Origin of the sequence: uncultured Schumannella sp. (assembly GCF_905479755.1) — a bacterium.
Taxonomy (GTDB): Bacteria; Actinomycetota; Actinomycetes; order Actinomycetales; family Microbacteriaceae; genus DCRR01.
This window is the reverse complement of sequence record NZ_CAJQNT010000023.1, coordinates 15,257-28,982: the sequence shown is the minus strand read 5'-3', so window position 1 is coordinate 28,982 and position 13,726 is coordinate 15,257. Positions and strand designations below refer to the sequence as shown.

Sequence of the window (13,726 nt, the reverse complement as noted above, 5' to 3'; positions counted from 1 at the left end):
CCGACACGATGCCTGACGACGGTCGTCGGCACCTCGTGGCCCGGTATGCCCGGTATGCCCGGTAAGCCTTCTGTGGCGTTGAATGCGAGCGCGGCCCGCCTCAACTCGCTCAAATTATCGCACGTTGGGACGAAAGCCCCGCATTTGAGAGTTTGGGCTTGCAATAATCACCGGGTGACTGACATCGATGCGCCCACGCGCCGCCCCTGGATTCTCGCCGCATTTTTCATTCTCGCCGGACTGATCGGATGGTGGGCCGCGTTCCAGCTCACGGTCGAAAAGATCCACCTGCTCGAGAACCCGGCGGCCGAGCTCGGCTGCGATTTCTCGATTCTCGTGCAGTGCGGGGCGAACCTGTCCTCGTGGCAAGGCTCGGTCTTCGGCTTCCCGAACCCGCTTCTGGGCTTGGGCGGATTCGCCGCACCGATCGCGGTCGGCGTCGCCCTTCTTGCCGGGGCCCGCTTCGATCGCTGGTTCTGGATCGCCTTCCACGTCGGCGTCACCGGCGCCTTGGCCTTCGTCATCTGGCTGATCTCGCAGTCGATCTTTGCGCTGTTCACCCTGTGCCCGTGGTGCATGGTCGTCTGGAGCGTCACGATTCCGCTGTGGTGGTCGCTCACCTTCCGCAACCTCGCCGAGGGGGTCTACGGTTCGGCCCCGCGCCGCTTCGGCACGGCGATGCGCTCCTGGGTAGTGCCGATCACGATCGCGAGCTACGCCATCGTGGCGATCATCGCCCAGGTGCGCCTCGACGTCATCGCGTACCTGTAGGAGTGCCCCGCACGTTCAGGCATCCGCGCGCGCCCGCCGACTAGACTCACTCCGACCTTTCCGCCCCTACACTTCGAGGTTTTCCCGTGCCCCAAGAGCGACTCAGCAAGGACCAGCGCCGCGAAGCGGCGCGCGAAGCCGCGCGGCTTGCCCGCGCCAAGCAGAAGCGACGCGACTCAATCAACTCGGTGCTGGTGCGCGGCGGCGTGACACTCGGCATCGTCGCGGTTGTCGCGATCGTCGGACTTGTCATCTTCAACTCGGTGAAGCCCGCGGGGCCCGGCCCGCTCAACATGGCCAGCGACGGCATCGTCCTGGCCGGCGCCGAGATGGAGGCCGTCCCCACGGCCGCGATCCCGGCCGACGGTGAGCCGACCGCCACCGACACCTCGGAGCTCGATGTCGACTTGAACATCGTCATGCACGTCGACTACCTCTGCCCGGTGTGCGGCGCCTTCGAGGATGCCAATGCCGAGCTGATCGAGAGCCTCGTCACGACCGGCCAGGCCTCCATCGAGGTACACCCGGTCTCGATCCTCGACCGCGCATCCTCGGGCACCCGCTACTCCTCGCGCGCCGCCAACGCGGTCGCCTGCGTCGCCGAGAACGAGCCCGACTCGTTCTGGGACGCGCACGCGACCCTCTTCGCGAACCAGCCCGCGGAAGGCACGTCCGGTCTCAACAACTCCGAGATCATCGGCCTCTTCGAGGGCGCCGGGATCACCTCGGAAGCGGTGGCGAGCTGCATCAACGAAGAGACCTTCAAGTCGTGGGTGACCACCGCCACCGATCGTGCCATCAACGACCCGGAGCTCGTGAACCCCGCGAGCGGCTTCTTCGGGACGCCGACCGTCTTCGTCAATGGTGAGCGCTACACGGGCAGCGTAAGCGACTCGGCCGCGTTCGCGACCTTCCTCGCGAGCCTCCTCCCGGTCGAGACGGAAACCACCGAGTAATGACCGAGCCGGTCGACACCACCCCGGGCCCGCGCCCGACGCCGCCGTGGGTGGTGCCGACCGTCGTCGGCACCCTGCTCGCGCTCGCGATCCTCGTGATCGTCGCCGTGATCTTCGCCCTGCGCGAGGGGCCGGCGGCGATCGAAACCCTCGACATCGAGGCCCCGACGAGCATGACCGCCGACGGCGGCATCCGCTTCGAGGGGGTCGATGGCGCGATCGCCGTGGCCGACCCGGCCGACGAAGCGTCGGCGACCGTGGTTGAGCTCTACGTCGACTGGTCGTGCCCGGTGTGTCGCGACTTCGAGGGCGCCTACTCCGAGGAGCTCACGAGCCGCGTCGCCACGGGTGACCTCGAGCTCGAGGTGCACCCCATCGCGATTCTTGACCGCGCCTTCCTCGACAGCGAGTATTCGAGTCGCGCCGCCAACGCCGCCGCGTGCGTCGCCGAGCACACGCCGGACGCGTTCCTCGACGTTCAGTACGGCTTCTTCGCCGCGCAGCCTGACGAAGGAACCGTCGGCTACAACGACGCGCAGCTCATCGAGTTGCTCGAAATTGTCGGAGTGACCGACGCTGCGGTCGTCAGCTGCGTCGAGAACGGCGACTTCCGCGAGTGGGTCGCCGCGATCACCGTCAGCACGGTGGCTCGTGCCGACCTCGCGAACGACGACGGCGGCTTCGGAACCCCGACCGTGGTCATCGACGGGATGCGCTGGAATCCCGCGACCGACGGCGACCTGCTGGCGCTGCTCGACGCACGCTGAGCGCCGAGCAGCGCGCGGCTCAGCTGAACCAGAGCGCCAGTTCGCGCGCCGCCGTCTCGGGAGCGTCACTGCCGTGCACGAGGTTCTGCTGAACCTTGAGGCCCCAGTCGCGACCGAGGTCGCCGCGGATCGTGCCGGGCGCCGCCAGGGTCGGGTCGGTCGTGCCGGCGAGCGAACGGAAACCCTCGATGACGCGGTTGCCTGCCACCCGGATCGCCACGACCGGGCCCGACTGCATGAACTCGATGAGCGGCTCGTAGAACGGCTTGCCCTCGTGCTCGGCGTAGTGCGCGGCGAGCAGCTCGCGGTCGGGCGTCAGCATGCGAAGGTCGACCACCTGGTAGCCCTTCGCCTCGATGCGGCGCAAGATCTCGCCGGTCAGGTTCCGCGCGACGCCATCGGGCTTGACGAGGACGAGGGTCTCTTGCACGGTTTCACTGCTCACGTTGCTTCTCCTTCAGAGGTGGGGATCTCGGGATGGGTGGCCAGGTAGTCGGCGCGCGCCTTTTCGATCGCGCGCGCCCGCAGGAAGGCCCACAGCCAGATGCCCGCAAAGACCGCGCCGAGCGCGAACAGCACGGGGGAAACGAATCCGGTGGCGATCAGGGCGACCTGCAGGACGGCGCCCGCGACGACGCCCGCGCGGAAGCGCTGGAGGCCTGCCACGACGACGAGGACGACGAGGAACGCACCGCCGCCGGCGAAGGCCACGACGGGTTCGAGCCAGCGCAGGCCGAAGGCGACGAGCGTCACGAAGAACATCAAGAACGCTTCGAGGCTGAGGACGATCGTGAGGAGGGCCTCGGTCACGCCGCGGGAGCGGCGGGGTCTCGATACGCGCTGCGCGCTACTCGACCGGCTGTTAGCCGGCGGCGCGCTACTCGACCGGCTGTTGTCCGGCTGCGCGCTACTCGGCGCGCTCATTTCCAGGCTCCCGTCTCGGCGAGCTCGATCGCTTCGCCGACGAGCGTGATCGAGCCCGCGACGACGACCGCGCGACGCGGCGACTCGCTCGCCCAGCCGCGGGCCGCATCCAGCGCTCCGCCGAGTTCCGCATGCGTCGTGACCCCGTCGCGACCCACGACGGCGACGACACGCGAGGCGAGGTCCTCTACCGAGATCGCGCGATCGGAGTGCGAGCGCGTCACGAAGAAGCGCATCGAAGCCGGGGAGAGCTCCTCGACGATGCCGTGCACGTCCTTGTCGCCGAGCACGCCGAGCACGATGCCGAACTCGTCAAAATCGAAATACTCCCGCAGCGCCGCCGCCAGCGCGGCGGCACCGTGCGGATTGTGCGCCGCATCGACGAGGACGGTGGGTTCGACGCCGACCAGCTGCAGCCGACCCGGCGACGTCACCGTGCCAAGCCCCTCGGCGAGCACGTCAGCATCCAGCGCGACCGTCGCATCCCCCAGGAACGACTCGACCGCCGCGATCGCGAGTGCCGCGTTCTGCGCCTGGTGGTCCCCGTAGAGCGGGAGAAAGAGGTCGGCGTACTCGGCGGCGCGTCCGCGCACGCTCACCAGCTGACCGCCGACGGCGACCGTCGTGGAGGTCACCGCGAAGTCGCGGCGCTCGACCGCGAGCGTCGCCTCGAATCGCTCGCTCGCCTCGAGCAACTCGTCCAACGCCTCGATCGGTTGCATCGCGCTCACGACCGAGGCCGACGGCTTGATGATGCCGGCCTTGGTACGCGCGATCTCGGCGATGGTGTCACCCAGGCGGTTCTGGTGGTCCAACGCGATCGGGGTGAACACCGCGACCTGACCGTCGGCGACGTTCGTGGAGTCCCACTCGCCGCCCATTCCGACCTCGAGCACCATCACGTCGACGGGGGCGTCGGCGAAGATCGCGAAGGCGAGCGCGGTGAGCGCCTCGAAGTAGGTGAGCGGTTCTTCGCCCGCGGTGACCAGTTCCGCATCCACCATCACCAGGTAGGGGGCGATGTCGGCCCAGTTGCGCACCAAGGCCTCGTTCGACACCGGACGGCCGTCGATCACGATGCGCTCGTTGACCCGGACCAGGTGCGGGCTCGTCAGCAGCCCCGTGCGCAGGCCCGTCGCGCGCAGAATCGACTCGATCATACGCACCGTCGAGGTCTTGCCGTTCGTGCCGGTGACATGAATGACCGGGGCCGCGCGATGCGGATCACCGAGCAGTTCGACCGCGCGACGCGTCGGCTCGAGCCGCGGCTGCGGGTTCGCCTCGCCGATGCGACCGAGCAGCTCGCGGTAGACCTCCGCGGCATCGTCGGCGAACTCGTCGTCGAACTCGTCGGCCGCGGCGGCTTCGTTGCTGGTGTCGTCGCTCACGCGCGCTCCACTCCGATCGAGATCGTGGACCCGTCGCCGACGGCAATGGTTCCGTCTCCAGCCTGGTTGGTCCGGACGGTGGTGGCAAGCGTCTCGGCGGCGATCAGCTCTCGATGCGCCGTGATCGCCTCGAACGCGGCCGCGTCGGCGCCGAGGGTCAAGGTGATGCGGTCGCTGACCTCGAGTCCGGCGTCCTTGCGGGCCTGCTGCACCGCCCGCACGACGTCACGCGCCAGGCCTTCCGCCGCGAGTTCGGCGGTGACGGTCGTGTCGAGCAGGGCGAAGCCGCCCGAGGGAAGAAACGCGATCGCGTTGGAGGCATCGGCGACCTCGAGTTCGAGTTCGAACTCCCCCTCGATGAGCGGGATTCCGTCGACAACGACCGTCTCGCTGTCGGTCGTCCAGACGCCCGCCTTGGCGGCGCGGATGATCTGCTGCACCTGCTTGCCGAGTCGCGGACCGGCGGCGCGGGCGTTGACGCTCAGGCGCCGGGTGATCCCGAAGTCGGCGAGGCTCGACTCGACAAGCGGCTCGAGCGTCACCTCCTTGACGTTCAGCTCGTCCGCGAGGATCTCCGTGAAGTCGGCCAGCCCCGCCGCGGCGTCGCTGACGACCGTGAGCCGGGCCAACGGCAAGCGCACGCGCAACTGGCGCGCCTTGCGCAGCGCCAGACCGGCGGAGGCGATCTCGCGCACGCGGTCCATGGTCTCGACAAGCGCCGCGTCCTCGGGGAACGCGCTCGCGTCGGGCCAGTCCTCCAGGTGCACGCTGCGGCCGCCGGTGAGCCCGCGCCAGATCTCCTCCGAGACCAGCGGGATGAGCGGGGCCGCCACGCGCGTGACCGTCTCGAGCACCGTGAAGAGGGTGTCGAACGCGGCGGTGTCGGTGCCGTCCCAGAACCGGTCGCGGCTGCGCCGCACATACCAGTTGGTCAGCACGTCGGCGAAGTCGCGCAGGCGCGCGGCCGCGAAGGGGCTGTCGAGCGCGTCGAGGTCGTTCGTGGTGTCGACGATGAGCTGGCGGGTCTTCGCGAGCAGGTAGCGATCGAGGACGTTCGTCGAGTCGGTGCGCCAGGCCGCGGTATACCCGTCATCGCCCGCAGAGTTGGCGTAGAGGGTGAAGAAGTAGTAGGTGCTCCAGAGCGGCAGCAGCAGCTCGCGCACCCCCGCGCGGATGCCCTCCTCCGTCACGATCAGGTTGCCGCCACGGATCACCGAACTCGACATCAGGAACCAGCGCATGGCGTCGGCCCCGTCTCGGTCGAAGACCTCCGAGACGTTCGGGTAGTTGCGCAGGCTCTTGGACATCTTCTGCCCGTCGTTGCCGAGCACGATGCCGTGGCTGATCACATTCTTGAACGCGGGACGGTCGAACAGCGCCGTGGCGAGCGTGTGCATCGTGTAGAACCAGCCGCGGGTCTGCCCGATGTACTCGACGATGAAGTCGGCCGGGTTGTGCGAGTCGAACCATTCGGCGTTCTCGAACGGGTAATGCACCTGGGCGAACGGCATCGAACCGGAGTCGAACCAGACATCGAGCACGTCCTCGATGCGCCGCATCGTGGACTGTCCGCTCGGGTCGTCGGGGTTCGGGCGGGTCAGCTCGTCGATGAACGGGCGGTGCAGGTCGGGCTCGCCGGCGGCGTTCCGCGGCAGCGTGCCGAAGTCGGCCTCGAGCTCGGCGAGCGAGCCGTAGACATCGACGCGGGGGAACTCGGGGTTGTCGCTCTTCCAGACCGGAATCGGGCTGCCCCAATACCGGTTACGGCTGATCGACCAGTCGCGCGCTCCCGCGACCCACTTGCCGAACTGGCCGTCCTTGACATTCTCGGGCACCCAGTTGATCTGCTGGTTGAGCTCGCCCATCCGGCCTTTGAACTCGGGCACACGCACGAACCAGCTCGACACCGCCTTGTAGATGAGCGGATTGCGGCAACGCCAGCAGTGCGGGTAACTGTGCTCGTAGCTCTTCAGCTGGAACAGGCGCCCCTCGGCGCGCAGCAGCTGCACGAGCGGCTTGTTCGCGTCGGACCACAATTGGCCCGCGACCGGCGCGACCTCGGGCAGGAATCGGCCACTGTCGGTCAGCGAGAGCACGACGGGGATGCCCGCGGCGGCACAGACGATCTGGTCGTCTTCACCGTAGGCGGGCGCCTGGTGCACGATGCCGGTTCCCTCGCCCGTGGCGACATAGTCCGCCACCAGAATCTGCCAGGCGTTCTCCATGCCGGGAACGTCGACGTAGAAGTCCCAGAGCCGGTCGTACTGCACGCCGTCGAGCTCGGCGCCGCGCACGGTGCGCTCGACCTCGATCTCGGCGGTGGAGTCATAACCGAGCTCTTTCGCGTAGGCCGAGACCGTGTCGGCGGCGAGCAGGTACTCGTGCGCGCCGTCAGCGCTGCGCACGAGCGCGTACTCGATCTCCGGACCGACGGCGAGCGCCGAGTTCGTGGGCAGGGTCCACGGGGTGGTCGTCCAGGCGAGCGCGTTGACGCCGGTGAGACCCAGCACCTCCGCCTTCTCCCCCACGAGCGGGAAGGTCACGGTCACGGACTGGTCTTGACGCATCTGGTAGACGTCGTCATCCATCCGCAGTTCGTGGTTCGACAGCGGGGTCTCGTCGTTCCAGCAGTACGGCAGCACACGGAAACCCTCGTAGGCGAGGCCCTTCTCGTGAAGCTGTTTGAAGGCACAGATCACGCTCTCCATGAAGCTCACGTCGAGCGTCTTGTAGTCGTTCTCGAAGTCGACCCAGCGCGCCTGGCGGGTGACGTACTCTTCCCACTCCCCCGTGTAGCGCAGCACCGACTCGCGCGCCTTCGCGTTGAAGGCCTCGACGCCCATCGCGTCGATCTCGTCCTTGGTGGTGATGCCGAGCTGCCGCATCGCCTCAAGCTCGGCGGGCAGGCCGTGCGTGTCCCAGCCGAAGCGGCGGTGCACCTGCTTGCCGCGCATCGTCTGATAGCGCGGGAACAGGTCCTTCGCGTAGCCGGTCAGCAGGTGTCCGTAGTGCGGCAGGCCGTTGGCGAACGGCGGGCCGTCGTAGAAGACCCACTCGTCGCAGCCCTCACGCTGGTCGACGGAGGCGCGGAAGGTGTCGTCACCCTTCCAGAAGGCGAGGATGCCCTGCTCGATGGCCGGAAAGTCCGGGGAGGCGGGGATCGCGGGGTACGGCATCTGGTCCTCAACTCGTGGCGGGTCGATCTCTCCACGAGGACGGCGCCCATTCGAGACGAACAGGAACCGCGGTACCACCTCGCTTGCGGGGGCGCGTCGTGGTCTCGATACGCGGCTTCGCCGCGACTCGACCGGCGAAACGCCTCCGCCGCTCTTTGCTCGCTGTGACGGGCTGACCCGCCGGGTTCTACTGACGCCGAAACGCGTTCTTCCCGGAACTCCCCGGTGATGGCCGGATCAAAGTCGCTCCCACCATCGTACTGGTTCGACCGACCTCAGCGCTCCGTGAGACGCCTCTCATCTGCACGCGCGCGACGCCGCGGGTGCCGCAGAATGGGGCGATGGGAGGGCACGGAGATTCAGTGAGCACCGCGCCCGATGCCGACGCTCTCATCGCCGTCTTCGACCACCTCGGCTCGACGGTGTCGAAGGTCGAGCTGCTCTCCCTTGACACCGGGACGCGCGGTGACCTGCGCGGATACCGCGTCCTCGCTCAGAGCTCCGACGGCACCGGCTCAACCCACTTCGTGTACGTCGAACCCGCCGATCCCGCCGCCGCCGCTCCGCCCGGGGTGGTGCGCGTTGCGGATGACGGCGGCGAGACGCTCGACGTGTGGGAGTTTCCCCACGATGCGTCGCTGCCAACGCTCGCCGCGGCCGGCCACCCCGACGGGGCTCGGGTACTGCTCGCGAGAATGGGCCTCGACCCGGGACCCAGAACCGAGGTGCGAACACTGTCGTACCGACCGCACCGCCGGGCGGCTGTCCGCGTGCGCTCGGGAGAGGTCACGGTCTACCTCAAAGTGGTTCCGCCCGGGGCGGCCGAGGCGATCGCCGCACGCCACGACCGCTGGCTCGGCCACGGCATCCGAGTTCCCGCGTCGCTCGGCTGGTCCGCCGAGGGACTGATCGCCCTGGCACCACTCGTCGGAGCGCCCGTGGCGGATCTGCTTCCGCGGCTCACGGATCTGGACCACCTCGTCTCGCTGCTCGACGACCTGCGGTCTCGCATCGCGAGCGCTCCGGAGCAGGCGCCGGCTCGCCGCTCCCTCGCTTCGCGCTCGGGGTGGTACCGCGATCGTCTGAGCAGCCGTCACGCCGCGCTTGCGGGACGGCTCGCCCGTCTCAGTGCCTCGATCGCCACGACGATCGCCGACACCCCACCGCAGCTGACGACCATCCACGGCGACCTCCACCTCGGCCAAGTCGTCATGGATCCCGACGGGGCTGCCCTCGGTGTGCTCGACCTGGATACCGGAGGTGTCGGCGATCCGGCCGACGATGACGGCGGGATCTGGGCTCACCTGGTGTCGACCGCATATCGCGGCGCATCGTCGGACGACGCCCCCCGGCGCGACGCCGCGCTGGCGCTTCTGCCCATGCTGCATCCCCGCCGAGTGGGCGGTCCACGAGCGCAGCGCGCCGTGGCCGTCGCCGCGACGCATCTCCTCGGTCACGCGCTGTCCGGTGCGATCCCGATCAGCGACGCCGTGGACATCGCCGAACACCTGCTTGACGCACCAGATGAGATGCCTCTCATCCCCCTCTCTTCGTCTTCTCACCTCGAGGCGTGAGAGTCAGAGATGTCGCGGCACCGGTCGCGTCCGTCACATCACAGGGGGAAATCTCATGAACAGCACACGCAAGTGGACAGTCGTCGGCGCCGCGTCAGTTCTCGGTCTCGGCGTCGCGGCCCTCAACGCCGTCAGCGCAGCCAATGCCGTGAACTTCGTCACCACCGGAGTCGCGTCGAGCCTCATCGGCATCAGCGCCGACGACGTGCGGCCGACGTCTGACATTCCCAGTACCTTGTCCGCCGTCTCCGTTCCGACCCCGACCGAGACGTCCACGCCGGACCCGGAACCGTCGGAGTCCCCGGTCTCAACCGCCTCGCCTGAGTCGCCGGTGAGCGCGGTCTCTGCGCTGAGCACCGCCTCGCCGGTCAGCCCCGCCTCGCCGATCAGCGTCGAGTCGCCGCAAAGCCCGGAGTCTCCGCAGAGCGCAGAGTCGAGCGACTGAGTCCGCCCCGGGAGCTCGTGAGGAACGCCGGCAGCCGAGTCGTTCCTCCCGAGCGCCCTCACGGGAGCCGGTATCCCATGCCCCGTACGGTTTCGATGACGTCGGCGCCGAGTTTGTTGCGCAGGTAGCGGACGTACACATCGACGACGTTGCTTCCGGGATCGAAGTCGAAGCCCCAAACGCGACTGAGCAGCTGCTCCCGGCTCAGCACCTGATCCGGATTCCGGAAGAACTCTTCGGCAAGCGCGAACTCGCGCGCCGACAACTCCACGCGCACTCCGGCACGCGTCGCACGTCGCGACCGCAGATCGAGCTCCAGGTCGCCGCGTCTGAGGACGGTTGCCTCGCGAGCCCCCGTGTCGCGTAACCGGGAGCGGATTCGCGCCAGCAATTCGTCGAATCGGAAGGGCTTCGCGACGTAGTCGTTTGCGCCCAGATCAAGCCCAGCGACCGTGTCAGCGACACCTGTTCGCGCGGTCAGCATGATGATCGGCGTGCGCACGTCGTCGGCGCGGAGCGCTCGAAGGACTTCGAGCCCGTCCAACTCGGGAAGGCCGATGTCCAAAAGGATGAGATCGAACTCATTCGACCGGCCCGCGTCGAGCGCCGCGCGCCCGTTCACGACGACGGTCGTCGTGTACCCGGCTGCGGCGAGGCCCTTGTCGACGAAGGTCGCGATCCGCACCTCGTCTTCGGCGATCAGTATCCTGCTCACAAAGTCACCTCCGTGACGTCGGGCTGAAGGATCAACGGCACCACCAGTGCGAATCTGGCGCCGCGCGGCGAGGAGTCGAGTGCGACCCGCCCTCCGTGCGCGTCAACGATCGCTCGGACGATCGGAAGGCCGAGGCCGGAACCCTCGACGCCTCGTCCGGCATCGGCGCGGCCGAACCGCTCGAAGATGCGCTCCTCGAATCCGCGGGGGACGCCGGCACCGAAATCGCGCACCCACATCTCGACGGTGTCGCCGACGATCCGACTCCCGAGCTCGATCCTGGTCCCCTGCGGCGAGTGCTTCGCCGCGTTGTCCGCGAGCTGAAGCCATGCCTGCGTGATGCGTGCGCGATCGATTCGAGCCGTCGCCGAGGCGACGGCGGTGAGCACCCACTCGTGTCCAGAGATCACCGACACCTTGGCGAAGACGTCGAGGGTGAGAGTGTCGATGTCGATGGGTTCGAGCACGCGCGCGTCACGCTCGATGTCGGCGAGAACCGCGAGCGCATCGAGGAGTTCGCTCATCCGGTCGAATTCGTCGATCGCGAGAGCGCGCACGGTGTCGACTTCCTCACGGTTTCTCGAATCGAGCAGTTCGAGGTGCCCGCGCACGATCGTGAGCGGTGTCTTCAGCTCATGCCGCACGTCATCGAGGAGACGGCGCTGCGTGCGCGTCGCCTCGGCCAGGCGATCGAGCATGTCGTTGATGGTTCGCGCGAGCTCGGAGACATCGTCGTCGCCGGTCACCGGAATCCGCTCCGCCGACTCCGTCGCCGTCATGCGCGACGCCGCGTCACGTAGACCACGCAGCGGTCGAAGCAGACGCCCCGCCACGAACCAACCGACGAGGGCGATCGCGGCCAGAGTCGCGGCCGCGACGACGGCGTAGATCCGGAAGGTGGAGTCGACGACGGCGAGCTCCGCGCTGACATCGATCGCCGCCACGAATGCGCCGATCGTCGAACTCTCGGCGATCGAGATCGGGACGACCACGTAGCGGATCGTGCGATCGGAGAACTCGGCGTCCCCCGTTCGCACCTCGCGCGAGGCGGCTTCCGCGGCCGCGAGCTCGATGAACCCCGCCCGATCATCGAGACGGAAGTCGAGTGCGATCCCGGGGATCACCGCGGCGGAGTCATCGATCAGGCCGACGGCGCTCTCGTTGCTCCCGGGAATCACCGTCCGGAAGACCGCATCGAGCACCGAGCGCATCGTCACCGAGGGGGACTCCGTCGTCTCGGGCGCCGCAGTCCGGAACTCATCGGGCTCGTCCGCGACGCCGACGGCCACGTCATCGATCTCGGCGACGATGAGGCGCACCGCGCTCACACGATCAAGCAGTCTCTGATCGATTTCGCCCAGGGCCTGCGTCCGCTCGAAGAGGTACGCGCTGCCTCCGGCGAAGGTCAGTCCCACGGCCGCGACGGCCAGGATCGCGGTGAGGATGCGGACTCGCACTGACCACGGCCGACTTCTCCGTGCGCGCGTGACCATGCCCCTCAGTATGACGAGTAGACGCCGCTCGAGCCGGGACGGTGAGAGGTCTCTCACCGTGAGTCGGGCTCGCCGTCAGGCCGCCGTGTGCAGGGTCGCGAGCACGCGCGCCGCCGTCTCGGTGTCCTCGCACGTGACGACGAAGGTGCGGCCTCCGCGTCGCTCGATCTGCAGGGCAGCCCCGCGCCGCAGAACGATGCCGAATCGGCCGTCGAGACCGAGGCGGATGCCGATGCCGCCGAACTCGGCGAGCGGATTCACCTGCACCACGGAGATCCTCTCGATCGTCTCGAGCGGAACCCGGAACCGCGGAAAGCCGACGCCCCCCGTGGCGGTGAGGCCGCGCTGATCCACCCGCACCGTGAAGTGCAGCGTCGCGAGCACCGCGAGCAGGAGCAGCACCGGGATGGCGAACAGCGCGGCGAGCGCGCCCCCGCTGGCGATGACAGCCGTTCCGACGGCGAGAGCCGCCAACAGCACCGCCGCGATGATCGCGAACGCGAGCGGTCTGCTGAGGCGGGTTCCGCCGACCCACGCGAGCCGCTCCCCCTCGCCGACGACCAACGGCGTCGCGACGTGCCCCGACTGCGTGTTCACCGGGGAGGCAGCGGGGAGCACGAACCACCCGGCTGATCCCGCGACGAGCGCGGCGGCGGCGCCGATCCCCATGACGGGAAGGATGTCTCCCGCATCCCAGGCGCTGAGCAGGCCGCGTTGCAGCCAGAGCGAGCCCACCCCGACCGTGACAATGAGCGTCGAGACGGCGAGCGCGACGGTCGCGAGCAGTTTGTGGACGAGGGTGAACTCGCCACGACCCCCGGCGGCGGCGAGCACTCCGTAGAGGAGCCCCGGGACGCCGATGCCGACCACGACGAGCAGAATCGGGATCGTCCAGAGCGGTCCGACACCGTCGACCCCGTCGAAGCCCCAGTGCGTGGCAACGGTGGTGGGAAGCTCCGGAGCCCACGCCGAGACGAGGACGAGCCCGATCGCGACCAGCACGAGGGGCACCCCCAGCGCGACGATGACGACACGGTACGAAGTCGCGGAACGAGCGGTCATGACGGGTATTCCTCTCGAATGAGCGAGACAAGGGTTTCGCGCCCGATCCCGGCGTCGCGCGCGGCGGCGACGAGATCGCGAACGGCGGGGGCGATGTCGGTGCGCGCGGAGGCGTGCGCCGTGATGACGGCTCCGCGTCCGCGCCGAAGCTCGACGGCACCCTCGTCGCGAAGCTCCTGGTAGGCGCGCAGCACGGTGTGGATGTTGATGTCCAGCGCGGTCGCGACCTCCCGGGCCGCCGGCAGACGATCGCCCTCGGAGAGTTCGCCGCGCGCAAGCGCCCCGCGCACCGACCCGGCGAGCTGCGCGAACAGCGGCACGGCCGAGGAGGGGTCGATCCGAAACAGCATGCCGTCAGCATATATTTCTATTACTAATAGAACAAATGGGGCGGCGTCCGGCGCGACGGCGTGCGCGGCACTACGCTTCAGGACTTGTGACCAACGAAACTCGTG

13 protein-coding genes are annotated in these 13,726 nt (G+C 68.5%); 5 read left to right on the top strand and 8 right to left on the bottom strand.

What is annotated here, in order from left to right; translation table 11 throughout:
- The first annotated feature begins 183 nt into the window (after nucleotides 1–183).
- From QZ258_RS06920 to QZ258_RS06910, 3 genes are all read left to right on the top strand, one after another.
- Entirely contained in the window at nucleotides 184–771 is a 588-nt protein-coding gene (locus QZ258_RS06920) for a vitamin K epoxide reductase family protein (protein ID WP_294179999.1), read from the top strand.
- An 86-nt stretch (nucleotides 772–857) separates the two neighbouring features.
- Nucleotides 858–1,727, top strand: coding sequence for a thioredoxin domain-containing protein (locus tag QZ258_RS06915; protein ID WP_294179954.1), 870 nt, complete (start codon nucleotides 858–860; stop codon nucleotides 1,725–1,727).
- The gene (locus QZ258_RS06910) at nucleotides 1,727–2,494 is read left to right on the top strand and encodes a thioredoxin domain-containing protein (protein ID WP_294179953.1); all 768 of its coding nucleotides are present in this window, start codon (nucleotides 1,727–1,729) and stop codon (nucleotides 2,492–2,494) included. The genes QZ258_RS06915 and QZ258_RS06910 overlap by 1 nt, the downstream gene beginning before the upstream one ends.
- Nucleotides 2,495–2,513: 19 nt before the next feature.
- Here the strand turns inward: QZ258_RS06910 and ndk are convergent, their stop codons facing one another.
- The 4 genes from ndk to ileS form a co-directional block, all read right to left on the bottom strand.
- The gene (ndk, locus tag QZ258_RS06905; protein ID WP_294179952.1) at nucleotides 2,514–2,939 is read right to left on the bottom strand and encodes a nucleoside-diphosphate kinase; all 426 of its coding nucleotides are present in this window, start codon (nucleotides 2,937–2,939) and stop codon (nucleotides 2,514–2,516) included.
- Complete coding sequence (locus tag QZ258_RS06900) at nucleotides 2,936–3,304, bottom strand: DUF4233 domain-containing protein (RefSeq protein WP_294179951.1); 369 nt, start codon at nucleotides 3,302–3,304, stop codon at nucleotides 2,936–2,938. Before QZ258_RS06900 ends, ndk begins: the two co-directional genes overlap by 4 nt.
- 110 nt (nucleotides 3,305–3,414) lie before the next feature.
- A complete protein-coding gene (locus QZ258_RS06895) occupies nucleotides 3,415–4,719 on the bottom strand; it encodes a folylpolyglutamate synthase/dihydrofolate synthase family protein (protein ID WP_294179998.1) in 1,305 nt (434 codons plus the stop codon).
- An 83-nt stretch (nucleotides 4,720–4,802) separates the two neighbouring features.
- Nucleotides 4,803–7,982 carry an isoleucine--tRNA ligase gene (gene ileS, locus QZ258_RS06890; protein WP_294179950.1) on the bottom strand — a complete coding sequence of 1,060 codons (3,180 nt, stop codon included), beginning with the start codon at nucleotides 7,980–7,982 and terminating at the stop codon, nucleotides 4,803–4,805.
- A gap of 362 nt (nucleotides 7,983–8,344) precedes the next feature.
- On the opposite strand from ileS, the gene QZ258_RS06885 reads away from it, so the two are divergent.
- Both QZ258_RS06885 and QZ258_RS06880 read left to right on the top strand, forming a co-directional pair.
- Complete coding sequence (locus QZ258_RS06885; RefSeq protein ID WP_294179949.1) at nucleotides 8,345–9,556, top strand: phosphotransferase; 1,212 nt, start codon at nucleotides 8,345–8,347, stop codon at nucleotides 9,554–9,556.
- Nucleotides 9,557–9,611: 55 nt separating this feature from the next.
- Nucleotides 9,612–10,001: a hypothetical protein gene (locus tag QZ258_RS06880; protein ID WP_294179948.1), complete on the top strand. Its 390-nt coding sequence runs from the start codon at nucleotides 9,612–9,614 to the stop codon at nucleotides 9,999–10,001.
- Nucleotides 10,002–10,059: 58 nt separating this feature from the next.
- Here QZ258_RS06880 and QZ258_RS06875 read toward each other — a convergent pair whose 3' ends face one another.
- The 4 genes from QZ258_RS06875 to QZ258_RS06860 form a co-directional block, all read right to left on the bottom strand.
- Nucleotides 10,060–10,716, bottom strand: coding sequence for a response regulator transcription factor (locus tag QZ258_RS06875; RefSeq protein ID WP_294179947.1), 657 nt, complete (start codon nucleotides 10,714–10,716; stop codon nucleotides 10,060–10,062).
- Complete coding sequence (locus QZ258_RS06870) at nucleotides 10,713–12,173, bottom strand: HAMP domain-containing sensor histidine kinase (RefSeq protein ID WP_294179946.1); 1,461 nt, start codon at nucleotides 12,171–12,173, stop codon at nucleotides 10,713–10,715. The genes QZ258_RS06875 and QZ258_RS06870 overlap by 4 nt, the downstream gene beginning before the upstream one ends.
- A gap of 111 nt (nucleotides 12,174–12,284) precedes the next feature.
- On the bottom strand, nucleotides 12,285–13,271 hold the full coding sequence (locus QZ258_RS06865) for a DUF1648 domain-containing protein (RefSeq protein WP_294179945.1): 987 nt from the start codon (nucleotides 13,269–13,271) through the stop codon (nucleotides 12,285–12,287).
- On the bottom strand, nucleotides 13,268–13,621 hold the full coding sequence (locus QZ258_RS06860) for a GntR family transcriptional regulator (RefSeq protein ID WP_294179944.1): 354 nt from the start codon (nucleotides 13,619–13,621) through the stop codon (nucleotides 13,268–13,270). Before QZ258_RS06860 ends, QZ258_RS06865 begins: the two co-directional genes overlap by 4 nt.
- Between the last annotated feature and the right edge of the window lie 105 nt (nucleotides 13,622–13,726).